This window comes from Haloferax marisrubri (assembly GCF_001469875.2).
Taxonomy (GTDB): Archaea; Halobacteriota; Halobacteria; order Halobacteriales; family Haloferacaceae; genus Haloferax; species Haloferax marisrubri.
This window is the reverse complement of sequence record NZ_LOPW02000017.1, coordinates 90,388-111,085: the sequence shown is the minus strand read 5'-3', so window position 1 is coordinate 111,085 and position 20,698 is coordinate 90,388. Positions and strand designations below refer to the sequence as shown.

Annotated in this window: 21 protein-coding genes; 12 read left to right on the top strand and 9 right to left on the bottom strand. The window is 68.5% G+C overall.

Going from position 1 to position 20,698, the window contains the following annotated elements; translation table 11 throughout:
* Window positions 1–3 precede the first annotated feature (3 nt).
* Both AUR65_RS12720 and AUR65_RS12715 read right to left on the bottom strand, forming a co-directional pair.
* Window positions 4–729: a hypothetical protein gene (locus AUR65_RS12720; RefSeq protein ID WP_058567223.1), complete on the bottom strand. Its 726-nt coding sequence runs from the start codon at window positions 727–729 to the stop codon at window positions 4–6.
* A 32-nt stretch (window positions 730–761) separates the two neighbouring features.
* Entirely contained in the window at window positions 762–1,208 is a 447-nt protein-coding gene (locus AUR65_RS12715; protein ID WP_058567222.1) for a cupredoxin domain-containing protein, read from the bottom strand.
* A 163-nt stretch (window positions 1,209–1,371) separates the two neighbouring features.
* On the opposite strand from AUR65_RS12715, the gene AUR65_RS12710 reads away from it, so the two are divergent.
* The gene (locus tag AUR65_RS12710; RefSeq protein ID WP_058567221.1) at window positions 1,372–2,043 is read left to right on the top strand and encodes a protein sorting system archaetidylserine synthase; all 672 of its coding nucleotides are present in this window, start codon (window positions 1,372–1,374) and stop codon (window positions 2,041–2,043) included.
* Window positions 2,044–2,077: 34 nt separating this feature from the next.
* Here AUR65_RS12710 and AUR65_RS12705 read toward each other — a convergent pair whose 3' ends face one another.
* Window positions 2,078–2,353 (bottom strand): DUF7111 family protein, encoded by a 276-nt coding sequence (locus AUR65_RS12705; protein ID WP_058567220.1) that lies wholly within the window; start codon window positions 2,351–2,353, stop codon window positions 2,078–2,080.
* Between the two features lie 111 nt (window positions 2,354–2,464).
* Between AUR65_RS12705 and AUR65_RS12700 the strand changes: the two genes are divergently transcribed.
* The gene (locus tag AUR65_RS12700) at window positions 2,465–2,779 is read left to right on the top strand and encodes a hypothetical protein (RefSeq protein WP_058567219.1); all 315 of its coding nucleotides are present in this window, start codon (window positions 2,465–2,467) and stop codon (window positions 2,777–2,779) included.
* Between the two features lie 3 nt (window positions 2,780–2,782).
* On the opposite strand, the gene AUR65_RS12695 is transcribed toward AUR65_RS12700, so the two are convergent.
* On the bottom strand, window positions 2,783–3,925 hold the full coding sequence (locus AUR65_RS12695) for an acyl-CoA dehydrogenase (RefSeq protein ID WP_058567218.1): 1,143 nt from the start codon (window positions 3,923–3,925) through the stop codon (window positions 2,783–2,785).
* Between the two features lie 108 nt (window positions 3,926–4,033).
* On the opposite strand from AUR65_RS12695, the gene AUR65_RS12690 reads away from it, so the two are divergent.
* A complete protein-coding gene (locus tag AUR65_RS12690) occupies window positions 4,034–5,110 on the top strand; it encodes a phytoene/squalene synthase family protein (protein WP_058567217.1) in 1,077 nt (358 codons plus the stop codon).
* 220 nt (window positions 5,111–5,330) lie between these two features.
* Entirely contained in the window at window positions 5,331–6,179 is an 849-nt protein-coding gene (locus tag AUR65_RS12685) for a cytochrome c oxidase subunit 3 (protein ID WP_058567216.1), read from the top strand.
* 298 nt (window positions 6,180–6,477) lie between these two features.
* Here AUR65_RS12685 and AUR65_RS12680 read toward each other — a convergent pair whose 3' ends face one another.
* Entirely contained in the window at window positions 6,478–8,136 is a 1,659-nt protein-coding gene (locus tag AUR65_RS12680) for a potassium channel family protein (RefSeq protein ID WP_058567215.1), read from the bottom strand.
* A gap of 53 nt (window positions 8,137–8,189) precedes the next feature.
* Here AUR65_RS12680 and AUR65_RS12675 point away from each other — a divergent pair, with 53 nt between their 5' ends.
* Together AUR65_RS12675 and AUR65_RS12670 are read left to right on the top strand one after the other, a co-directional pair.
* A complete protein-coding gene (locus AUR65_RS12675; RefSeq protein ID WP_058567214.1) occupies window positions 8,190–8,543 on the top strand; it encodes a hypothetical protein in 354 nt (117 codons plus the stop codon).
* Window positions 8,544–8,704: 161 nt separating this feature from the next.
* Window positions 8,705–9,526 carry a CDP-alcohol phosphatidyltransferase family protein gene (locus AUR65_RS12670; protein WP_058567298.1) on the top strand — a complete coding sequence of 274 codons (822 nt, stop codon included), beginning with the start codon at window positions 8,705–8,707 and terminating at the stop codon, window positions 9,524–9,526.
* On the opposite strand, the gene AUR65_RS12665 is transcribed toward AUR65_RS12670, so the two are convergent.
* A complete protein-coding gene (locus AUR65_RS12665; RefSeq protein ID WP_058567213.1) occupies window positions 9,527–10,432 on the bottom strand; it encodes a methyltransferase domain-containing protein in 906 nt (301 codons plus the stop codon).
* Between the two features lie 234 nt (window positions 10,433–10,666).
* Between AUR65_RS12665 and AUR65_RS12660 the strand changes: the two genes are divergently transcribed.
* On the top strand, window positions 10,667–12,919 hold the full coding sequence (locus AUR65_RS12660) for a DUF7527 domain-containing protein (RefSeq protein ID WP_058567212.1): 2,253 nt from the start codon (window positions 10,667–10,669) through the stop codon (window positions 12,917–12,919).
* Window positions 12,920–13,200: 281 nt separating this feature from the next.
* Here the strand turns inward: AUR65_RS12660 and AUR65_RS12655 are convergent, their stop codons facing one another.
* The gene (locus tag AUR65_RS12655) at window positions 13,201–13,506 is read right to left on the bottom strand and encodes a hypothetical protein (RefSeq protein WP_004043804.1); all 306 of its coding nucleotides are present in this window, start codon (window positions 13,504–13,506) and stop codon (window positions 13,201–13,203) included.
* Window positions 13,507–13,738: 232 nt separating this feature from the next.
* Here AUR65_RS12655 and AUR65_RS12650 point away from each other — a divergent pair, with 232 nt between their 5' ends.
* The 3 genes from AUR65_RS12650 to AUR65_RS12640 all read left to right on the top strand — a co-directional run bounded on the left by AUR65_RS12650 (window position 13,739) and on the right by AUR65_RS12640 (window position 16,005).
* Window positions 13,739–15,070 (top strand): adenylosuccinate synthase, encoded by a 1,332-nt coding sequence (locus AUR65_RS12650; RefSeq protein ID WP_058567211.1) that lies wholly within the window; start codon window positions 13,739–13,741, stop codon window positions 15,068–15,070.
* Between the two features lie 108 nt (window positions 15,071–15,178).
* A complete protein-coding gene (locus AUR65_RS12645; protein WP_058567210.1) occupies window positions 15,179–15,361 on the top strand; it encodes a methytransferase partner Trm112 in 183 nt (60 codons plus the stop codon).
* Between the two features lie 62 nt (window positions 15,362–15,423).
* Window positions 15,424–16,005, top strand: a complete 582-nt coding sequence (locus AUR65_RS12640) for a DUF7524 family protein (RefSeq protein ID WP_058567209.1) — start codon at window positions 15,424–15,426, stop codon at window positions 16,003–16,005.
* A gap of 40 nt (window positions 16,006–16,045) precedes the next feature.
* Here the strand turns inward: AUR65_RS12640 and AUR65_RS12635 are convergent, their stop codons facing one another.
* Entirely contained in the window at window positions 16,046–17,215 is a 1,170-nt protein-coding gene (locus tag AUR65_RS12635; RefSeq protein WP_058567208.1) for a DR2241 family protein, read from the bottom strand.
* A complete protein-coding gene (locus AUR65_RS12630) occupies window positions 17,215–18,093 on the bottom strand; it encodes a CbiX/SirB N-terminal domain-containing protein (RefSeq protein WP_058567207.1) in 879 nt (292 codons plus the stop codon). Before AUR65_RS12630 ends, AUR65_RS12635 begins: the two co-directional genes overlap by 1 nt.
* 190 nt (window positions 18,094–18,283) lie before the next feature.
* On the opposite strand from AUR65_RS12630, the gene AUR65_RS12625 reads away from it, so the two are divergent.
* Window positions 18,284–18,778 (top strand): DUF7523 family protein, encoded by a 495-nt coding sequence (locus AUR65_RS12625; RefSeq protein WP_058567206.1) that lies wholly within the window; start codon window positions 18,284–18,286, stop codon window positions 18,776–18,778.
* 66 nt (window positions 18,779–18,844) lie between these two features.
* Entirely contained in the window at window positions 18,845–20,626 is a 1,782-nt protein-coding gene (locus AUR65_RS12620; protein ID WP_058567205.1) for a globin-coupled sensor protein, read from the top strand.
* Window positions 20,627–20,698 lie beyond the last annotated feature (72 nt).

Below are 20,698 nucleotides of genomic sequence, written 5' to 3'. Positions count from 1 at the left end.
GGGTCAGGAGCGTCGCGCGCGTCGGAGCCGGAACCGCCAGACTGCGCTGTAGCAGCCGAAAATCACGAGCACGACGAGCGGCACGACCACGGAGTCGGTCACGAAGACGCGCGGGCCGTAGAGGTACGAGAGCGCGCCGACGTATCCGACGAGTACGACCGTCGTCGCGGCGATTCGCGACACCGCGGGGTCAGTCGCCGATTGGGGGACGGCCGCTGGTCGGGAGTTGACCCGCCGGACCGTGGCGTCGAATCCCATCGCCGCGAGCCGCGACCGGAGTTCGGCGACGTCCGACGACGGAATCACGGTCGCGGCCGGCTTCGAGACGCCCCACCGGCGGTAGCGGAGCCGAACGAGGGCGATAGCCGAGAACTGGACGATTGAGACGCGGTCGATGTCGGCGGCGTCGACCGGGGAGTACCGCCCGTTGCCGTAGGGCTTCGACAGCGTCAGCGTAGCCGCCGCGGAGTCGACGGTCAACTCGGGGGCGACGAACTCGTGGCTCAGCCATTGCAGCCACAGGCAGAGTCCGAGCGGGAGGCCGGCGGCGAGCGGGACGAACACCTCGTGGACTCGGGTCGCCGCGAGGGCGAAACATGGGAGAGCGACGAATAAGCCGCCCCAGAGTCTGCCGCTTCCGACCAGCGCCGCGAGGGCGAGTCGCGTCGGCGTGTCGCGGGGGCGAGCCAGCCGCGTGCGGAACGTCGAGTGCGCCTCGTCTCGCGTCACACCGGGACCGACCGACGCCTTCGGGATAGTCGTTACTCCTCGACGACGACGGTGCCGACCATGCCGGCCTGCTCGTGAGGGATACAGAGGTACTCGTACTCGCCGGGCACGTCGAAGGTGTACGTGTAGTTTTCACCGCTTCCGATGAGCCCGCCGAGTGAGTTGGAGTACGCGTCGCGGGCGGCCTGCTCGGTCTCGTAGTCCCCGCTGGCGAAGAACGCGGCATCTTCGGGGAGGGTTCCCTCGTAGGCGGTGACGGTGTGGCCGCGCGAACTCGTGTTGCGCCAGACGACCTCGTCGCCGACTTCGACGGTTATCGTCGGCGGGTCGAACGCGACCGCGGTCATGCCGATGTCGAACTCGTCGCCCGAAGCCATCAAGGTCGCACAGCCCGCGAGGCCGGCCGTCGCCGCCGCTCCGGCCGCCGCGAGGAACTGACGCCGCGTCCGACCGCCGTCCGAGGACCCGTGGTTTCGCATGGTCGCCTCTCGGGACGCGACCGATAAATGTCGCATGGTTCGCTCGGCGAACCGCCGAGTGGGCCGAAGCGCGCCGCAGACAGTCGGTTTGCTCGGCGGCGATGCGGAGCCTACTGACGGACGGAACGTAAGAGGGAAAGGGCAGGTACGCAATCGCATCGGTATGAGACCCCGATTCGTCGGTCGGTTGGGCCCCGCCGACGTGGTCACCGCCGGGAACGCGGCGCTCGGGTTCGTCGCGGCGGTGCTGACCGCGGTCGACGTGCGCCTCGCGGCCAAGGTCATCCTGTTGGCCGCGATGGCCGACGGTCTCGACGGCGTGGTCGCCCGGCGCTACGGGGGAACCGACGCGGGGCCGTACCTCGACTCCCTCGCGGACGTGGCCTCCTTCGGCGTCGCTCCCGCCCTGCTCGTCGTCACCGTCGTCCGCGAGATGTGGGGCTTCGACCGGCTTCGGGTCGGTGCCGGCGTCGCCGTCGCCGCGCTGTTCGTCGCGGCCGCGGTCGTCAGACTGGCGCTCTACACCGCCTACGACAGCGGGTCCGACGAGACGGTCGGCGTGCCGACGACGCTCGCCGCGACGATTCTGTCGGCGGGCGTCCTCGTTGGCTTCGTCGAGCCGATGTTGCTCGTCGCTCTCTCGGCGATTATGGCCGCGCTGATGCTCTCGGACGTGACCTACCCGGACCTCCACGCGCAGGACGCGCTTGTCATGGGCGTGGTGCAGGGGCTCGCAATCCTCTGTTCCGGGACGCTCGGCGAGGGATTCTCGTTCGGCCTGCTGTTCTTGGCGCTCGGCTACCTGTTTTTGGGCCCGCGCTTCTACTGGGGCTAATCGGTGCGGCGGCGCGAGACGCGTCCGGTCCGGGCTACATCCCCATGTCGGCCGCGTCTTCGGGGACCGGCAGGTCGTGCGGCGAGACGCCGAGGAGTTCCGCGGCGTGGTCCAGCGCCATGTCGAAGCCGTAGTAGCGTTCGAGTTCGTCGCCGTCCGCGGTCGGGCGGACCTTCAGCATGGCGTAGCCGTCGATGTTCTGAGCCACGGCGGCGGTTCGGCCGTCGCGGTCGAATTCGAGGACGCGCTCGGAGTCGGTGACGTAGTACCGCGCGGTGACGCCGTTCGCTTCTGCGGTTGCGTCGGTCATGCGAGGCGCTAGGGAGTAGGGCCTGTCTAAACTACCGGTTCCGACGGGCGGGTCGGCACGGCGGGCCGCCGGAACGAAAGTGACGTGTGTCTCTCAGCCGAGGGGTGAGCTATGTGGTTTCAGAGCGGCCGCCGGCGCGACCTGTGTGCCATCCTCTACGACGCGGGCGAACTCCGCGGACAGAAACTGAAGACCCGACTGGAACGCTACTACGACCTCCGAATCGACCCCCAAGCGTTCTACGGCACGCTCGACGCGCTCGTGGAAGCGGGCCATCTCCAACGGCGCACCGAGGGAATCTACGACGTGTACGGCCTCACCGACGCGGGCGCAGAGCGGGTCGAATCGTACCACGCGTGGCTCGCAGAGCGGATCGAAAACGGGGCGCATCGGGCGGCCGACGCGGACGAATCGGTCGTCGACTGACGGTTACTTCTGGAGCCAGTCGCCGATGGTGTTGCGGAGAATCTCGCTCGTCCCCTCGTAAATCTCGTTGAGCTTCGCGTCGCGGTAGTAGCGCTCGGCGGCGAAGTCCTTGGTGTAGCCGTAGCCGCCGTGAATCTGGATGCCCTCGTTCGCCACCTCGCGGCTGATTTCGCTGGCGTAGAGCTTCGCCTGTGCGGCCTCCTTGATGAACGTCTCGTCGCGCATCTTCAGGTCCGCGGCCTTGTGCATGAGGAGCGTCGCGGCCTGTATCTTCGTGTCCATGTCGGCGAGTTTGTGCTTGATGGCCTGGAAGTCGCCGATGGGCTGGTCGAACTGCTCGCGCTCGCCGGCGTACTTCACGGCGTCGTCGAGGGCGGCGCGGGCGATGCCGATAGAGCGCGCCGCGATGGTGATTCGGCCGCCGTTGAGCGTCTTCAGCGCCTGCACGAAGCCGTCGCCCTCGTCGCCGAGAAGCCGGTCTTCGGGGATGCGCATGTCGTCGAAGCGGAGTTCGGCGGTCGGACAGCCCTTGTCGCCGAGTTTGTGCTCCGTGCCCTCGACGACGAAGCCGTCGTCCTCCTCCGGGCGGACGACGAACGACGAGATGCCCTTGTTGCCCGCATCGGGGTCGGTCTTGGCGAAGACGACGACCGTGTCCGCGACCGAGCCGTTCGAAATCCAGAGCTTCCCGCCGTCGACGACGTACTCATCGCCGTCCTTGACGGCCGTGGTCTCCATGGCCGGCACGTCGCTTCCCGCGCCGGGTTCGGAGAGCGCGAACGCGCCGATGTCGGTGCCCTCGTTGAGCGGCGTCAGGTAGGTCTGCTTCTGGTCTTCGTTCCCGAACTCGTAGAGCATGTTGCCGGCGAGGCTCGTGTGGGCGGCGACGATAGTTCCGAGGCCGCCGGAGCCGCGGGAAATCTCCTCGAGGCCGATGGCGTAGGAGTGATAGTCGAGGCCGGCACCGCCGTACTCCTCGGGGAAGGGCATGCCCATCAAGCCGAGTTGGCCCATCTCGCGCACGAGGTCGGCGGGGAACTCGTCGGTCTCGTCTATCTCCGCCGCGCGAGGTTTGACCTCCTCGTCGACGAACTCCGAGACCATGTCCTTGATTTGCTTCTGCTCCGCAGTAAGCGCGAAGTCCATACGTGAGTCTGTCATCGACTATGCTTATGATTTTCTCCTGCGCCGTCACGGGGTGCGCTCCCCCACGAGACTTTTTATCCCCCCTTCCGTAATACCGGTACGCTTCGAATGTCTCGACACGCCGATGCCCGGCCACCGGCAACTGATGACGACCTCGATTGGTGTCACGATGCAGTTCAGGGGGTCTCTCGAACCTTCGCCCTCACGGTCGACGTCCTCGACGAACCGATGGCGTCGCACATCTGTATCGGATATCTCCTCTGTCGAATCGCCGACACCGTGGAGGATTCGTCTTCAATCGCGCCCGACGAGCAGGCACACCTCCTTCGACTCTACGACCGCGCGCTCGACCCCGACGACGACACCACCGTCGACGAGTTCGTGACCGCAGTACAGCCGCACCTCCCCCCGGAGGGCGAACAGTCCGACGACTGGATGGTCGTCGCCAACACCGCTCGGGTCTTCCGGACGTTCGAGGCGCTTCCGGAGGACGTGCGAGAGGCGGTCACGCCGCCGGTCCGCGAACTCGTCTCGGGCATGGCGATGTTCGTCGAACGCTACTCCCAGACCGGCGGGCTCCGCATCCAGTCCCGCGAGGAGTTAGAGGAGTACTGCTACTACGCCGCCGGCACCGTCGGCAACCTCATCACGAACCTCGTGACCCGCGGCAACATCGACAGCGAGCGCCGCTCGCGGCTCTACGACACCGCCGAGGAGTTCGGCCTGCTCCTCCAACTCGTGAACATCGCCAAGGACGTTCACGACGACTACACGGCGGAGAACAACGTCTACCTCCCCGCCGACTGGCTCGCCGACGCCGGCGTCCCCCAAGAGGAAGTCGTCGACCCCGAGCACAACGACCGGGCGGCCTCGGTGGTCAAGCGGACCGCCGACCACGCCAAGTCGTTCCTCGACGACGCTCAGACCTACTTGGAGACGGTGCCGCTCCGCGAGGGCAACACGCTCGCCGCGTGGGCGATTCCGTTCCTGCTCGCGGTCGGCACGCTCCGCGAACTCGTCGCCAACCCCGAACACGCGGTGACCGGCGAGGGCGTCAAAATCTCCCGCCAAGAGGTGTTCGCCGTCGTCTCCGAGATGAACGGCGCGAGCTCCGAGTCGCTCGCCGAGATGCGCGAAATCATCTCGCGCAAACCGTTCCACCGGGCGACCACGAACGTCGACTGAAGACGCCGCCGCGCCGTCGGCCGGGCCTCGGTTCCGCTTTCTGTTCTCTTCTCCGTCTGTCCGCTTCGAGCGCCGCCGAACGCGGCGGTCGGGCCGTCTCTCGCGAACGCCGCGCGTCGCGCCCGCCGCGTCCCCGTCGGAACCGAGTTCGAGGGCCATGCGGTCCCGTGACGAACGCAGTTTGGGAGGATTTTTAGTAACCCAAGCATAACGGGCGTCTATGAGTACCGAAGAAGCACACGACGACCACGGCCATCACCTGCCGGCGGTTCAGGACTGGCCGCGCGGCTTCGGCGAGGCGAGCTGGTGGCCGTTCGTCACCGCCGTCGGGGGCGCGGGCATCTACGCCGGTGCCGGGCTGTACGTCATGGGACAGGACGGAATCGTCGGCCAGACGGCGGGTCCCGCCGTGTTCATCGGCAGTATCTTCCTCTTCCTGGCCGGGCTCTACGGCTGGTTGTACCACGCGTTCGTGAGCCACTTCTGGTCGCGCGACGCGAGCCAGAAGAGCGCATCGAAGCTCCGCTGGGGCATGATTGCCTTCCTCGGCTCCGAACTCGGGACGTTCGGCGCGCTGTTCGCGTACTACTTCTTCATCCGCGCGGGGACGTGGCCGCCGCAGGAACTACCGCACCTCACGGGCTCGTTGGTGTTAGCCAACACCGCCATCCTCATCGTGTCCAGTTTCACGCTCCACTGGGCGCACGTCGCCATCCGCGAGGAGAACCACCGTAACTTCATCCTCGGCCTCGCCGTCACGCTCCTGCTCGGCGCGGTGTTCATCGGCGGGCAGGTCTACGAGTACTACGAGTTCATCGTCCACTCGAACTTCTCCATCACCGACGGCATCTTCGGCTCGGCGTTCTACGGCCTCACCGGCCTGCACGGCCTCCACGTCAGCCTCGGCGCGGTGCTTCTCGGTATCGTCTTCGTCCGCGCGCTCCGCGGGCAGTACTCCGCCGAACGCCACGTCTCCGTCAGCACGGCCTCGATGTACTGGCACTTCGTGGACGTCGTCTGGATCTTCCTCGTCGTCGTTCTCTACGTCGGCGCGGAAGTCGGCGCGTAACTGTCCGTCGCCGCGACGCGACGCAACCGATTCTTTTTAGCCGACTCCTCCGAGAGCCACGGACGCCGGCACGTCCTGTCGAGGGACGGTAACGGGCGTCCACTGCCATGGGTTGTTCGGTCCACGTCCCGGACGCGACGTGGACGTGTCGGACTTCTCGACCGCCGAGCGGCGGGTCCGCTACACGACCGAGAGCCGCGACCGCGTCCGAATCATCGCTGCACCTGAATCCTCGGTCACATCCGAATCCTCGGCCGCATTCGAATCATCCCCGCATCCGAACCCCGCCAGCGGCCGCTCACCCGAACTGTTCGTTGAACCGGTAGATGTCTTCGTCCACGCCGGCGACGACGAGGTCGTCGTCGGCTTCGACGCGGAACTCCGGCCCGATTTCGGTGACGAGCGTCCCGTTTCGCTCGACGGCGATGATGGTGCAGTTCGTTCGGGCGCGAACGTCGGCCCCGGCGAGCGTCCGCCCCACGAGGCCGGGCGCGTGGGTCCGGACGATTTCTATCTGGGACTGCGGCGCGATGACCTCCTCGTCGAGCACCGTCGAGGCGAGCATCCGGCCGGCGACCGTCGACAGCGCGAGCACGTAGTCAGCGCCGGCGCGGTAGAGTTTGGCGATGCTCTCGGTCTCGTTGGCGCGGGCGATGACCTCCGTCTCCTCGGAGACGCGCTCGGAGACGAGCGTGGCGAAGACGGCCGTGGTGTCGTTGTCGAGCGCGAGGAGGACGCCGCGGGCCTCCGAGACGTTCGCCTCGGTGAGCGTCTGGGGTTCGGTGATGTCGCCCACGAGGTCGACGCCGGGCTTGTCCTGTTTGTCGACGACGAGGTGCGGGACGCCGGCGCTCGCCAGCGTCTCGGCCGCGGTCGACCCGACCTCCCCGTATCCGGCGACGATGACGGTTCCGCGGCGGAACCGCCGCGCCGACGACAGCGTCAGCGCGCGGAGTTCTTCGAGTTGCTTCTCGCGGCCGACGACGAGCAGGATGGTGTGTTCGTCGATGACGGCGTCCGGTGCGGGCGGCGAGACGAACTCGCCGGTGAACCACGCGCCGATGACGTTGACGCCGGTGACGCCACCGATGCCGCTTTCGGCGATAGTCCGGCCCTCGACGGGGCTTCCGCGCTGGACGAGCAGTTCCGCGACTTCGAAGTCCTCGCCGATTTCGATGGCGTCGCCGAGTTCCGAGGAGATAGACGTGGTCGCCTTGCTGGCGAGGCTCTCGCCGAGGAGCCGGCGCGGTGAGACGACCCGGTCGGCCCCGGCGTAGCGGTGGTAGTCCGCGACCTCGGGGTCCTCGATGAGGCTGACCACGCGGGCGTCCGGCGCGGCCTGCTTCGCGGCGAGGATGATGCTCGCGTTCGTCTCGTCGTCGTCGTCGGCGACGATGGCGAGCGCCTCGGCCGCGTTCGCCGCGTCGAGCGACTCGATGGCCTCGGGGTCGCCGTGGACGACCTCGTAGCCCTCGCCGTGCAGTTCCTCGGCGCGGTCGCGGTCGGCTTCGAGAATCACGTAGGGAACGTCCATCGAGTCGAGTTCGTCCACGAGGGCGTCGCCGCGGGGGGTGAACGTACAGATGACGACGTGGTCCGTGTGGGTCGAGGTCGTCGGCGGCGCGGTCCGCAGGGCGTCTTCGACGAGCGGGACGAGAAACAGCGGGAGCGTGAGGAAGACGGTCGTGACGCCCGTGAGTTGCATCAGAATCGACAGAATGAGCAACGGCGGGTGGTCGACCCAGAACCGGGTCTGTTCGCCGTAGCCCGTCGTCGTGAACGTCTCGACGACGACGTGGACCGCCTGCAGGAAGGTGATATCTTCGCCGGCGAAAAAGCCCGCCGCCCACTGGTAGGCGATGGAGAACGCGAGCATCAACAGCCCGGCCCCCGTGAGATAGCGACCGAGTCGTCGCTTCGCCTTCGACAACCCGGGGCCGTCGCCCGAAATAGACATAGTCGGGCTATGTGCGCCGGTGGCTAAAAGCGTCCTGACACGGTAGTGCTCTCATGACTCGCCGACGGGACGCCGCGCTCGCGGGAGTGGTTCTTGTCCCCGTCGCGACCGCGGCGGCGCTCCTGCGAACGCCGGTGACGCTCGAACCGGTCCTCGTCGGCGTCGCCGGGGCGCTCGCACTAGAAGCGGCGCTGTCGCTTCGGGCGTCGGTCGTCCGCAGACTGTGGGAGCGGCGGGGTGTCCGAGCCGCGTCCGTCGTGCTCGCCATCGTGGGGACCGTCCTCGGCGTCGCCGTCTTCGGGCCGGCGTCGTTACTCGTCGTCGCGGCCGGACTCTCGACCTATCTGCTCCTCCTCGGCGCGGTCGAACTTCGGAGCCGCAACCCCGACCACACGCGCCGTCCGTGATTCGGCCGCGGACCTGTTACCCGAGGAATACTTAACCGACATCCGTCCCCCAGTACGGGTATGTGTAGCACACCGTCCGACCGCCGAGGCGACAGTCGGCGACCGTGACGCTCTCGACCGACGGCGGGACCTCGCCGACGACCCGCCGAACGAGACGCCGCGTGCTCGAAACCGGCGGCGCGGCGGCCGCGGCCACGCTGGTGTCCGGCGTGCTCCTCGCGACCGAGTGGGTGTGGCTCGTCTCGTGGGCCGACCCCTCGCCCGAGACGGCCGCGGCGACGTGGGCCGCCGGGACCCTGCTCGTCGTCGTCGGACTCTGCGCGTACGCCTACGCGAACGCGGACGAGAACGTCGCACCCGAGGGTGGTCGCGCGTCCGAGTCGGCGGAACCGGGTCGCCCTTACGACGGCCTGGGCGTGCCGACCGCCGTCACGCTCGCCCGCGGATTCCTCGTCGCGGGCGTCGCGGGCATCGCCGGCGTGGCGCTCCACGGCCCGCTGAGTCCGTCGTGGGCGTGGGCCGCCGCCGTCGGCTACGGGGTCGCCGCCGCGCTCGACGCGCTCGACGGGGCGCTCGCCCGCCGACTCGACCGCGTCAGTCGCCTCGGCGCGCGACTCGACACCGCGGTCGACGCCTTCGGCCTCCTCGTCGCCCCCCTCGCGGGCGTCCTCCTCGGAGAACTCGCGTGGTGGTACCTCTCGGTCGGGGCGGCGCGGTACGTCTTTCTCCTCGGGCTCAGGGTCCGCGAGCGGGCGGACCGGCCGACGTTCGACCTTCCGCCCCGCGCCTCGCGGCGCGTCCTCGCCAGCGTCCAGATGGCTGTCGTTCCACTCGCGCTCGCACCCGGCGTCTTCGACTCGTGGATGCCCCTCGTGACCGGGGTCGCGGCGGCGGCGCTCCTGCTCGGGTTCGCTCGGGACTGGGGCTACGTCTCGGGACGACTCGGGAGCGAGGGCGACGGAGACGCGTCCGCCCCGGAATAATCAGTCGAGTTCGGCCAACACGTCGAGGTTGTGAGCGACGTACGCGAGTTCGTCGCCCGCGAGGGCGTCGTGTCGGGCGTCGAGCCAGCCGTTGAGCGTCGCGCGGTCGACCGCGCCCGACGCGCCGACGGACTCCTCGACGAAGCCGAGGATGCGGTCGAGGAAGATGCGCGCCTCGTCGTCGTGCGGCGGGTGGACGACCCAGTCGGAGCCGCCGGCCGCGACGACCGGCGCGCCGAGTTCCGGGAGGGTAGAGAGGAGGTCGGAACCGGTGTCCGGCCCCGCGCGGTCGTCGCCCCGCATCGTCCCGTGGTACGCGCTGAGCACCACGTCGTCGGCGGGGTGCCTCGGGCGGAACGCGGTTCTCCCGTCGAACGTGATGGGCGCGTAAAAGAGGCCCTCGTCGGTCAGCCGCGAGAGGAGCGCGTCAACCGCGCGGCGGAGCGGGAGCACGTCGAGGACCGCGTGCGCGACCACGAGGTCGATCGCCTTCGGGAGGACCGTCATCGCCTCGAAGATGTCGCTCGTCACGTAGGTGAGCGAGACGCTTCGACCGTGGCGGTCGATACGGAAGCCGTCGGGTGTCGGCTCGGCGGTCCAGCCGGCGGCGCGCGCCCACTTGGCGAACGCCGCGGCCGCGTGGTCGGCCATCCCGCGCGTCCGGTCGACCATGACGTACTTTATCTCGTCGTGCGCGTCGAAGACGCCCCACGAGAGGAGCCGCCGACACATCGCGCCCGTCCCCGCGCCGACCGAGACGACGCGGAGCGGCTCTCCCGACCGCGACTCGGCGCGCGCCTCCAGCCGGTCGATGAGGCTCGCGAGGGTCGGTCGGTGGAGCGCGCGGTCGTCCACGGACTCCTTCGCGCGGAGGTAGTGGACGAACCGGTCGTCGTGACTGGTCACGACCGCCCCGTCTCGGCGGACTCGTATAACCGTTCTCCCGAGGACGGCCCGACCTGACCCGACTCGGTCGAACCGGTCTGACCGACTCAACCCGAATCCGAACCGACCGGCCCGACAGACGTGGCAGACGCGAGCGAATCGGTCACAGCGGGCACGCTGAAATGTGAACTGTGCGAAACGTTCGCTCGATTCGCCCGGAAAGTATTTGATTCGGTTCCGGTGATGTAACGCCAAATGGATAGCGAGATTATCGACGCGGTGACCGGGTGGGATTCCGCGCCCGCCGAGCGAGGCTACGGTGGCCTCCGGTCGCTCGCGGACGGCGGCTTCACAGGAGCCGTCGTCGCAGGCATGACGTGGGGATTCATGCTCAACGGCCGTCTCCTCGGGGTTTTCGACGGGATGGTCGCCGATTTCGAGGGTGAATCGTTCGAGGCGCACCGCGCACCGGACCCGGCGCTGCCGCTTCTGTACGCGATGCGGGAGACCGGCGGCGACATCCGCGCGCAGTACTACACCGAGGAGACGCCGCTCGAGGACGCCGACGGAACGCTCTCGGCGGGCGGCTTCACGGGCTACGTCGAACTGTCCGAGAACGTGCTCTCGGGCGACTACTTCGTCGTCTACCACGGGGGGAAGTCGATGAGCGCCGCCTTCGTCGGCAACAGCAAGCGGCTCATCACCGGCGACGAGGCGTTCGAGCGCGCGAGCGACGAGATTGGCATCTACAAGGTCTACGACGTCGACATCGACCTCGTCGATATCCCCGAGCCCGAATCCGACGAGGAAGACGACGACACGGCCGGAGTCGCCGCCGCGGGCGGCGTTTCGGGGTTGGAGGACGAAGCCAACGCCACGGACCCATCCGACGACACGGCCGCGGCGACCGCGACCGACGAATCGGGGTCGACCGGCGCGACCGACGACGCGGCGTCCGAGACGACCGCCGACGCCGATGTTGACGGCGACAGCGACGGCGGCGAACCCGTCGGCGACGAGCCGACGGTCACGGACGTTCCGGCGGACGACGACCCGAGTCCCGCGGAGGCCTCGGCCGACGCGGGTGTCGACGACGCGGAGCCATCCGCGTCGGCAGAGCCGGACGACGGCTGGACCGAGACGACCGCCGACCCGTCTGCGGCCCCGGCCCCGGCCGAATCGCAGGCCTCGGAGTCAACCGAGTCGGAGACGGCGGCATCGAGGGCGGCCGAGGGGCCGGTCGTCACCGACGCCCCGAAGAAGAACGGCGAGGCGGCGGCTCCGGACCCGCTCGCCGAGGACGGCGCAACTGGCGACGACGTGTTCTCCGCCGAGGCACAGTGGCGAAACGCCCGGTCGATTCCCTCGCTCGACCCCCGCGACGCCAAGGGCGAGTCCGTGGACGACCGCCCCGGAACGCCCCGAAGCCACCGAGGGAACACGACGCAAGCGACGCATCACCGTCCCTCGCGGGGCGGAGCGGGCGGCGAGTCGCGGCCGTCGCCGAACGACCAGAGCCAGCGGTCGAACCAGCGGCAGGCTCAACCGTCCGAACAGACGCCGAGCGAGTCCGCCGTCGACCCGGCCGAGGCCGAGTCGCTCAAAGAGCGGGTCGAGGCGCTGTCGTCCGAGCGCGACCGGCTCGAATCCGAACGCGACGCCCTCCGCGAGGAGCGGGACGAACACCGCTCGCGCGCCGAGGAGCTGGAAGACCGCGTCGCCGAACTCGAATCCGAGGTCGAACGGCTCCGGGGACAGCTCGACGAGGCGGGCATCCGGTCGACCGACCGGACCATGTCGGCCGACGAGGCGCTCCGCGGGACGAACCTGTTCGTCCGCTACGCCCGCAAGGGCGAGGCGACGCTGGAGAAGGCCCACGACGGGCAGGCCTCCCGCGAGGAGGTCGTCGAGAACCTCCGGCTGGAACACCACACCACGTTCGACGCGGAGGGGCTGGGAATCGACGGCCAGCCCTACGAGGAGTTCCTCCACGAGACGCCCGAGTACGGCTTCGCCAAGTGGGTCGTCACCGACCTGCTCTACGAAATCGGCGAGACGGGCAACCGGTCGAGCCTCGCCGGCGTCTTCGACTCGATTCCGAAGGCCGACCGAATCGAACTGTACGGGAGCGTCTCGGTTCCCATCGGCGACGGCGAAAGCGAGTCACGGCAGTTCGACGTCATCGTCCGCGACCAGATGGGCGAGCCGCTGTTCGTGGCGAACCTGAACGACTCGCGGGACCCGGCGACCCAGCCGATGGTCACCCAACTCATCAAGGACTCGAAGGCCGTCGCCGACGCGAAAGAGACGCTCGGCTCGGCGTTCATGGTCACGAAGAGCTTCTTCGAACCGGGGGCGCTGGAAGCCGCCACCGAGGAGACCGGCGGCGGTCTCTTGAGCCGGTCGAAGCGCAAGAGCTTCGTGAAACTCTCGCGGAAGCAGGGCTACCACCTCTGTCTGGTGGAGGCCCGCGGCGGCGAGTTCCACCTGAACGTCCCCGACCTCTGAGTCGGGAGTCGGCGGCCGCTCGCGTCGGGCGGCGCTGTCGCTGTTTTGCTGTCTTTGTCTGCCGGTCGCGCGCGGAGCGCCGCGGCTGTCGGCGTTACTGAGCGATAGTGAAACGACCGCGGGGCTCGGAGAGCGACCGCGGCGAGTGTCCGTGGTGTCGTGTCGGAACTGTTCGGTGCCGACCGCATCGAAGCACGGCTAACGCGGTCGGTCCGATGTCGTGCCCGGAAAGACTCGTCGGACGAAACAGGATAGAACGACCGCGTGCGCCTGAAGTGTGGTTAGTTCTCGATTTCGGCCGCTTCCTCGATCTTCATCGATTCGAGCTTGCCGACGATTTCGTCGAGCTTGTCGTCGAGTTCGTCGACGAACTCCTGGGTGCGCTCGGTGGTGATTGCGCCCTGGCTGGAGGGTTCGATGAGGTTCTCTTCTTCGAGAACGCGGAGGGAGTAGCGGACCTTGTGGTGCGGGTAGCCAGTCTCGTTGGACATCTTTACGATGCCGATTGGCTCACTTTCGATGACCATCTTCAGGACCTGGAGATGGCGCTCCAACATATCGACTTCCTTCTCAAGTCGGTCTATCATGCCATTTGTTAACTCTTCTTGGGAGGCTTTAAGCCTTGCCCTCCCGGTCGGCGAATAATGAGATAACGCGACCTTAACGAGGACACTAATTAACCGTTGTGTTATCCGTCGCCACGCCAATGCGTGTTCATGGCGTATTTCTCGGCGACGCCGAGAGAATTAGGCACAAACGTGCATTGGTCGTCGGCCGCGACCGTAATCTGTTTAGTCCGGCGCGGGGAACGGCCGACGTATGACTGTTACCATCGTCGGTTCGCAACTCGGCGACGAGGGCAAAGGCGCGCTCGTCGACCTGTGGGGCGGCGACGCTGACATCGTCGTCCGCTATCAGGGCGGCGACAACGCCGGCCACACCGTCGTCGAAGACGGCGAGGAGTACAAGCTTTCGCTCGTCCCGAGCGGGGCCGTCCGCGACAAGGTCGGCGTCCTCGGAAACGGCTGTGTCATCAACCCTCGGACGCTGTTCTCCGAGATTGACGACCTCCGCGAGCGCGGCCTCGACCCCGACGTTCGCCTCGCCAAGCGCGCGCACGTCATCATGCCGTACCACCGCCGCCTCGACAACATCGAAGAGGAGGCGAAGGCCGACTCGGACCTCACCGTCGGCACGACCGGTCGCGGCATCGGCCCCACCTACGAGGACAAGGCGGGCCGCCGCGGCATCCGCGTCGGCGACCTGCTCGACCCCGACGTGCTCCGCCAGCGACTGGAGTACGTGGTTCCCCAGAAGAAGGCGCTCATCGAGGACGTGTACGGCCTCGAAGCCGGCGAGGAGTGCGACGTCGAAGCGCTCGTCGAGGAGTACACCGAAATCGGCCGCCGCCTCCGCGAGGACGACATGGCCGTCAACTGCGGCGACTTCCTCGCCGAGCGCCGTGAGGCCGGCGACAACGTGATGTTCGAGGGCGCACAGGGCACCCTCATCGACATCGACCACGGGAGCTACCCGTACGTGACTTCTTCGAACCCGACCGCGGGCGGCGCGGCCACCGGCACCGGCGTCGGCCCGACCGTCGTCGGACAGGGCGAGGTCGTCGGCATCGTCAAATCGTATCTCTCCCGCGTGGGCGAGGGCCCGATGCCGACCGAACTGAAAGACGACGAGCGCGAGGAGGAACTCGCGGACTTCATCCGCGAGAAAGGCGGCGAGTTCGGCACCGTCACCGGCCGCCCGCGCCGCATCGGCTGGCTCGACATGCCGATGCTCCGCCACGCCGCCCGCGTCAGCGGCTTCACCGGCATCGCCGTCAACCACCTCGACGTGCTCGCCGGTCTCGACGAGGTCAAAGTCGGCCACGCCTACGAACTGGAAGGCGAAGAACGCCTGACCATGCCCGCGACGACCGAGCGCTGGGGCGAGTGCGAACCCGTCGTCAAGGAGTTCGACACGTGGCCGGAAGTGGACTGGGCGGCCGTCGCCGAGGAGGGCTACGACGCCATCCCCGACGCCGCACAGGACTACCTCGAATACCTCTCGGACGAACTCGACGTGCCGATTTACGCCGTCGGCGTCGGCCCGGGCCGCGAGCAGACGGTCCACATCGAAAACCCGTTCGACAACTGAGCGCCGAGCAGTCGGCCGACCGATGACGGCCCGCCGCCGTCCACCGAGCACCGCGGCGACGGCGGCGAACCCGTACGCTTTTACTTCGCGCAATCCACCGTCACGACAATGAAAGAATCCCTGATGGACATCCTCTGTGACCCCCTCGACAAGAGCGAACTCGAGCTGGAAGTCGACGAGCGCGACGGCGACGAAATCCTCGAGGGGCGGCTCATCGGTACGGTCACCGGCGAGGTGTACCCCATCGAGGACGGCATTCCGAACCTCCTGCCGCCGGACATGCGCGACTGAGACGCGGCACCGCACCTCGTCGGACCTGAACGTTTTTCTATTCTCGTATCGACGGTGAAGCCGTGTCGAACGCGCCGCTCACCGTCACGCTGAACGACGAGCGCCCCCACGACCTCTCGGTAGCGCCGTCGTTCTCAACGAACGGCCCGTTCTCGGTCGAACTCGCGAACAGCGGACAGGCGGTGCACGTCCACCTCCACATCGACGACGAGCTTTCGCGCGCGGCGAGCCTGTCCGAAGGAAATCACTTCGTCGACGGCGGCCAGACCAAGACCGTCGAGGTGTTCGTCACCCCGCCGCCCGAGCCCGTCTCGGGGAAGCTCAAAATCGTCTCCGGCCACGGCTCCGAGACGAGGTACGTCGACGTGACCGTCGAACCCGGCTCGGGCGGCAAACCGCCGGTCGACGTGGACGAGACGCTGTCGAAGCCCAAGCAACCCGAACCCGAGCCGAGCGTGACCGAAAGCATCGCCGACGTGTTCCCGAGCGTCGACCCGCGGGCCGCCCCGCTTTTCGGCCTCGCGCTCGTCGCGCTCGTCCTCGCGGTGGCGCTCGCCTCGGTGTTCGAGAGCTTCGCCATCACCCTCGGTGCCGGCGTCGTCGTCGGCGGCGTCCTCGCGGCGCTGGTGCTGACGATGCGGTGACGGCATCGGAAAACGAAACGCGGAGCGCCCGCGGCACGACCTACTCGTCGTCGGACGCGTCGGTCGGGACGCCGCCGAGGTTGCTCTCGTCGTCGAACAGTTTCGCGCGCAGGAACCGCGCCCGGTAGCGGTTCGCACCCTCGTACACGTCGGCCTCGCGGATGTCGTCGGTGCGGTCGTCCGCGACGGCCTCGATGATGTCTTCGACCTGTTCCTTCTCGGAGGGCGTGAGTTCGAACTCGTAGGTCTGGGTCTCTTCGCCCTCCAGCCGCGTCCACTTGCGGGACGCCGCGATGACGACGGAACACGGCTCGCGGCACGGGAACGCGCCGTCGCCGCCGTCCACGTCGAGGTCGGTCTCGTCGTCGTACTGCCACTCGCGGCGCTTGACGCACTGACTGTCGTCGCAGCAGGCCTCCGCGACCCAGTTGACGTGTTCGTGGCCGTCGCCGCGGTTCCACGTCTTCACGACGCTGTACATCCCGGTCTGGCGGCCGATGGCGTCCTCCCAGTGGGCCACGTCGAGTTCGCCCCGGCGCTCGCGGTACCAGTTCGGCACCGACGCGGGGTAGAACGTCTCGACGGTTTCCACGAGGTCGCGGCCGTCGAGGTCGGGGAACACCCAGCCGCCGGCGAGGTTGTTGCCGGTCTTCAGCGGGCGGTACCGCCCTTTCTCGTCGTAGGTCGCCAACTGGCGGGCCGCGAGCGGTTCGTGGTAGGGGTCGAGGTCGTCGCGGTCGGCGTCGGCCTCGTCGGCGTGGCGGAGTTCGTAGGACCGCTCGCCGTGGTCGTCGACGGTAACCGTGACGAGCAGTTGGCCCCACTCGCGGCTGACGCCGTCTCGGAGGGCGTCGTAGCGCTCGGGGACGGAAGCGGCGTCGTTGTCGCCATCGACGTCGTTGTCGCCGCCGGCTTCGTCTCCATCGCCGTCACCGCCCGCATCGACGGACGCGCCCTCGACCCAGCGGAGGAACGCCCGGCGCTGGGGGCTGGACTCGCCGACGACTTCGGACCAGAAGTACCAGTTCGTCGCGTAGTCGTCGCAGTCGGCGAGGGCCTCGCGGAGACCGCCTTCCGTGAGTCCCGAAAGCGTCGAGTCGGGCGTTTCGAGGCGGAAGCCGGCGTCGTCGTGGACGACGGAGAATCCGTCGAGCGAGACGCCGTCGCCGGTCGCCGCGGCGTCGACGAGGGCGTCGAGATGGTGTCCCATCAGTTCGCCTCCTGCGGCGTCTTCCGAGTGCGTTCGCGCACGACTTCGAGGCTGTTACCGATGTCGGCACCCGCGTCGGCGGCGCGTTCGAGCACCACGTCGGCCATGAGGCCCTCGGTTCCGACCGCGCCGGCGTACCAGAGGCGGTGGCCGTCGACCTCGGCGGGCACGTCGTAGCCCGTGCGGTAGTCGTCGGTCAGGCCCATGTCCTCCGGGATGTCCTCTTGGGTGTGGAAGCCGTCGGCGATAAACAGCGGGACGACGACCACGTCCTCGGAGTCGAAGTAGTCGGTCACGTCGTCGACCTCCGGTTCCTCGTCCATGTAGAGCGCCTGCACCTCGTCGAAGCGGTCCATCTCCCGGATTCGGTCGGCGTGGTACTCGATGGCCTTCGCGGAGTTCTCGTTGCGCTCGGTCCCGTGGCCGACGACGGCGAGGCCGAAGCCCTCGCCGACGTTCGGGTCGCCGGTGACCGTCTCGGCGCGGCGGACCAACACGTCTGTCATCGCCGCGTGGGTTCCGACCGGCCCGCAGTAGTGAATCGTCTTCTCGGGCACGTCCGTCGCGGTGAGCGTGACGTGCGACGCCGACAGGCCGTCGGAGTCCCAGTCGGCCACGTCCCACCCCTCGAGGCGGAGTTCGCGCGGGATGACCTGCTCCGTGAAGTAGCCCTCGCTGATGAAAAGCGGGACGACGTACACCTCGTCGGCCTCGACGGTCCGGAGCACCTCGCGAATCGACGGCTCTTCCTTCCAGAAGCCGGTCCGCACCTCGTCGAACGCACCCACCTCGCGGACCGTGTCCGCGTGGTCGTAGGTGGGGGCGCTCGAATCCGGGTTCAGGTGCGACCCGTGCGCCACGATGACCAGGGCTTGCATGTCCGGGGGTTACGAGGCGACTGTCTTATGAACTTCGCATCGAAGAAAGGAATCTTCGGGTTCGGCCAACTCGCGTTCACCACTCGTTCAGGGAATACGACGCGGCACGCGGAGGGTCGCGACCCGGGGACGACCGCGACAGCGCCCGGCGAGCGGCGCTTTTTTGCGCGCGCCCGACGACCCGGAAGACATGTCCCTCGCCGCCGACGCGCGCGACGCAGTCCGCGAACGACCGTATCTCCTCGCCGCGCTCCGCGCGGGCGTCGTCAACTACGCCGCCGCCGCGGCCGAACTCGACCTCGGCGACGACGAGGCGGTCGCGGCCGCGCTCCGCCGGTTCGCCGACGACCTCCCGCCGCTCGAAGCCGACCCCCGAGACGCCGCCGTGACGATGCGAAGCGGCGTCGGCCTCGTGGGCGAGGACGTCGAGGAGACCGACGGGGACCCCGTGCTCTCGGTCGCCGGCGTCGACCTCGCCGGCGGCGGCCCGCTCACGGCTATCATCGCTGAGGGCGAGGTGGACCCGACCGTCCTCACCGCCGTCCTCTCCCGACTCGACGCCGAATCCGTCGTCGTCGACGCCGCGGGCGTCGCGGGCGACGCGCTCGCGGTGGTCGTTCCGCGCCGACAGGGGGCCGCCGCCCTCCGCGTCGTCGAAGCGGCCGTCAGCGATTTACACGTCTGATTCCCGGCTATCAGCCGTGATAGTCGGCGGCCGGCGCTTATTACCCCGGAGCCGGTGAGTACGTCAATGGTTTCGCCCAGCCCCCGCGACGACGACGGCAACATCTCGCGTTCATCCACGGAACTCCTCGCCGAACTCGACCTCGACGCCGACGAGTTGGGCTGGCGGCAGTCGTTCGTCGGCTTCGACGACGAGGACGCCGCGCGTCTCGCCGACCTCCGGGGCGTCGTCGAGGCCCGCGACGAGGCGCTCGTCGACGGCTTCGTCGAACCGATTCTCGCCAACGAGCGGACGACGGACGTCATCGACCGCTCGAAGACCGACGTCGACGGCCTCCGTGCGGTCGTCTCCGGCTACTACCGCTCGTTCACCGACGGGAACTACGACCAGAATCACTACGCGGCGCGCACGCGAATCGGCCTGCTCCACGACAAACTCGACATGCCGCTGCACTACTTCGGCGGGATGTTCGCCAACGTCACCGGCATCTTCGCGGACGAACTCCGCGGCCGCGCCGTCGCCGACGCCACCGAGTCGCTGTCGGGCGAGGACGCCGACCGCGTCGAACACGCCGTCGAGGAGGCGTTCGCGGACATGATGGCGGTCGTTCGCGGGCTCAACCTCGACCGGCAGGTCGTCAACGCGACCTACCTCTACTCGTACTCGCTGGACGTCCGCGAGGAGGTCCGCCGGGCAAGAGAGAGCCGCGGGGACCTGGAGTCGGTCGCATCCCAGCTCCACGAGGAGACCGCCGGCACGAGCGAGAGCATCGCGGAAATCGAGGGGCTGGCGGCCCGGCAGGCCGACATGACCGAGGAAATCGCCGCAGAACTGTCGAACCTCAGCGCGACCGTCGAGGAGGTCGCGGCCACCGCCGACGACGTGTCCTCGCGGAGCGACGAGGCCACCACGCGGGCCGAGGAGGGCCGCGCCGAGGCCGGCGAGGCAATCGACGCGATGCGGCAGGTCGGCGACGACCGCGACGAGATAACCGTGAACGTCGAGGCGCTCGTGGCCGCCATCGACGAGATTCAGAACATCGTCGAGGTCATCGACGAGGTGGCCGACCGGACGAACCTGCTCGCGCTCAACGCCTCCATCGAGGCCGCCCGCGCGGGAGAGGCCGGTTCGGGCTTCGCCGTCGTCGCGGACGAGGTGAAGTCACTCGCCAACGAGTCGAAGTCACAGGCCGAGCGCATCGGTCAGATGATAGAGGACGTGACCGACCACATCGAGGACACCGCCGAGGCGCTGTCGTCGGCCGACGAGAACATCGACCACGGCATCGAGCGGGTCGAATCGACCGTCGAGAGCCTCGACGAGATAACCGACTCGGTCGCCGACGTGACCGACGGCATCGACGAGGTGGCGCGGGCGACCGACGAGCAGGCGACGCTCACCTCCGACATCGCCACCTTCGTCGACGACGCGGCGACGCAGGTCGACGAGGTGACCGCCGAGATAGACCGCATCTCCGAGAGCGTCTCCGAGCAGGCCGAACAGGCCGCCGACCTCGACACGGCCGTCGAGGACTTGGACCGCGAGGCCGACCTCGAATCGTTCCGCCGGCGCGCGGAGACGACGACCGACGGCGGCGTCGCCACCAGAGGCGGGCACTACGCGCTCGCGTCGGCGGCGAACGCCGACCGCGCGGTCAGCAGAGAGATGGGAGCGACGGGCCCGGCGGGCGACCGAGTCGGCGGCGCGGGTTCCACCCCGACCGACGGCGACGCGACCGACGACGACCCGACCGACCGGATTCCGGCGTTCGTCAAGCGACTGCTCTCGGAGGAGACGCTGGCGAAGATTCGCCGGGGCGAGGCCGACCGCCCGGAGTGGACGAAGTAGCCGCCGAGAGGAGGTGACGTCGGCGCGGCGGTCGCCCCGTGAGGACGGCGGCGAACCGGCCGCGCTTCCGAC

Coding starts and splice junctions, on each gene's coding strand:
- AUR65_RS12620 (WP_058567205.1), top strand. CDS start 18,845: ATGGTTTCGCCCAGCCCCCGCGACGACGACGGCAACATCTCGCGTTCA.
- AUR65_RS12680 (WP_058567215.1), bottom strand. CDS start 8,136: ATGTCTATTTCGGGCGACGGCCCCGGGTTGTCGAAGGCGAAGCGACGA.
- AUR65_RS12625 (WP_058567206.1), top strand. CDS start 18,284: ATGTCCCTCGCCGCCGACGCGCGCGACGCAGTCCGCGAACGACCGTAT.
- AUR65_RS12645 (WP_058567210.1), top strand. CDS start 15,179: ATGAAAGAATCCCTGATGGACATCCTCTGTGACCCCCTCGACAAGAGC.
- AUR65_RS12715 (WP_058567222.1), bottom strand. CDS start 1,208: ATGCGAAACCACGGGTCCTCGGACGGCGGTCGGACGCGGCGTCAGTTC.
- AUR65_RS12660 (WP_058567212.1), top strand. CDS start 10,667: ATGGATAGCGAGATTATCGACGCGGTGACCGGGTGGGATTCCGCGCCC.
- AUR65_RS12675 (WP_058567214.1), top strand. CDS start 8,190: ATGACTCGCCGACGGGACGCCGCGCTCGCGGGAGTGGTTCTTGTCCCC.
- AUR65_RS12690 (WP_058567217.1), top strand. CDS start 4,034: ATGTCTCGACACGCCGATGCCCGGCCACCGGCAACTGATGACGACCTC.
- AUR65_RS12630 (WP_058567207.1), bottom strand. CDS start 18,093: ATGCAAGCCCTGGTCATCGTGGCGCACGGGTCGCACCTGAACCCGGAT.
- AUR65_RS12705 (WP_058567220.1), bottom strand. CDS start 2,353: ATGACCGACGCAACCGCAGAAGCGAACGGCGTCACCGCGCGGTACTAC.
- AUR65_RS12685 (WP_058567216.1), top strand. CDS start 5,331: ATGAGTACCGAAGAAGCACACGACGACCACGGCCATCACCTGCCGGCG.
- AUR65_RS12700 (WP_058567219.1), top strand. CDS start 2,465: ATGTGGTTTCAGAGCGGCCGCCGGCGCGACCTGTGTGCCATCCTCTAC.
- AUR65_RS12695 (WP_058567218.1), bottom strand. CDS start 3,925: ATGGACTTCGCGCTTACTGCGGAGCAGAAGCAAATCAAGGACATGGTC.
- AUR65_RS12650 (WP_058567211.1), top strand. CDS start 13,739: ATGACTGTTACCATCGTCGGTTCGCAACTCGGCGACGAGGGCAAAGGC.
- AUR65_RS12635 (WP_058567208.1), bottom strand. CDS start 17,215: ATGGGACACCATCTCGACGCCCTCGTCGACGCCGCGGCGACCGGCGAC.
- AUR65_RS12710 (WP_058567221.1), top strand. CDS start 1,372: ATGAGACCCCGATTCGTCGGTCGGTTGGGCCCCGCCGACGTGGTCACC.
- AUR65_RS12655 (WP_004043804.1), bottom strand. CDS start 13,506: ATGATAGACCGACTTGAGAAGGAAGTCGATATGTTGGAGCGCCATCTC.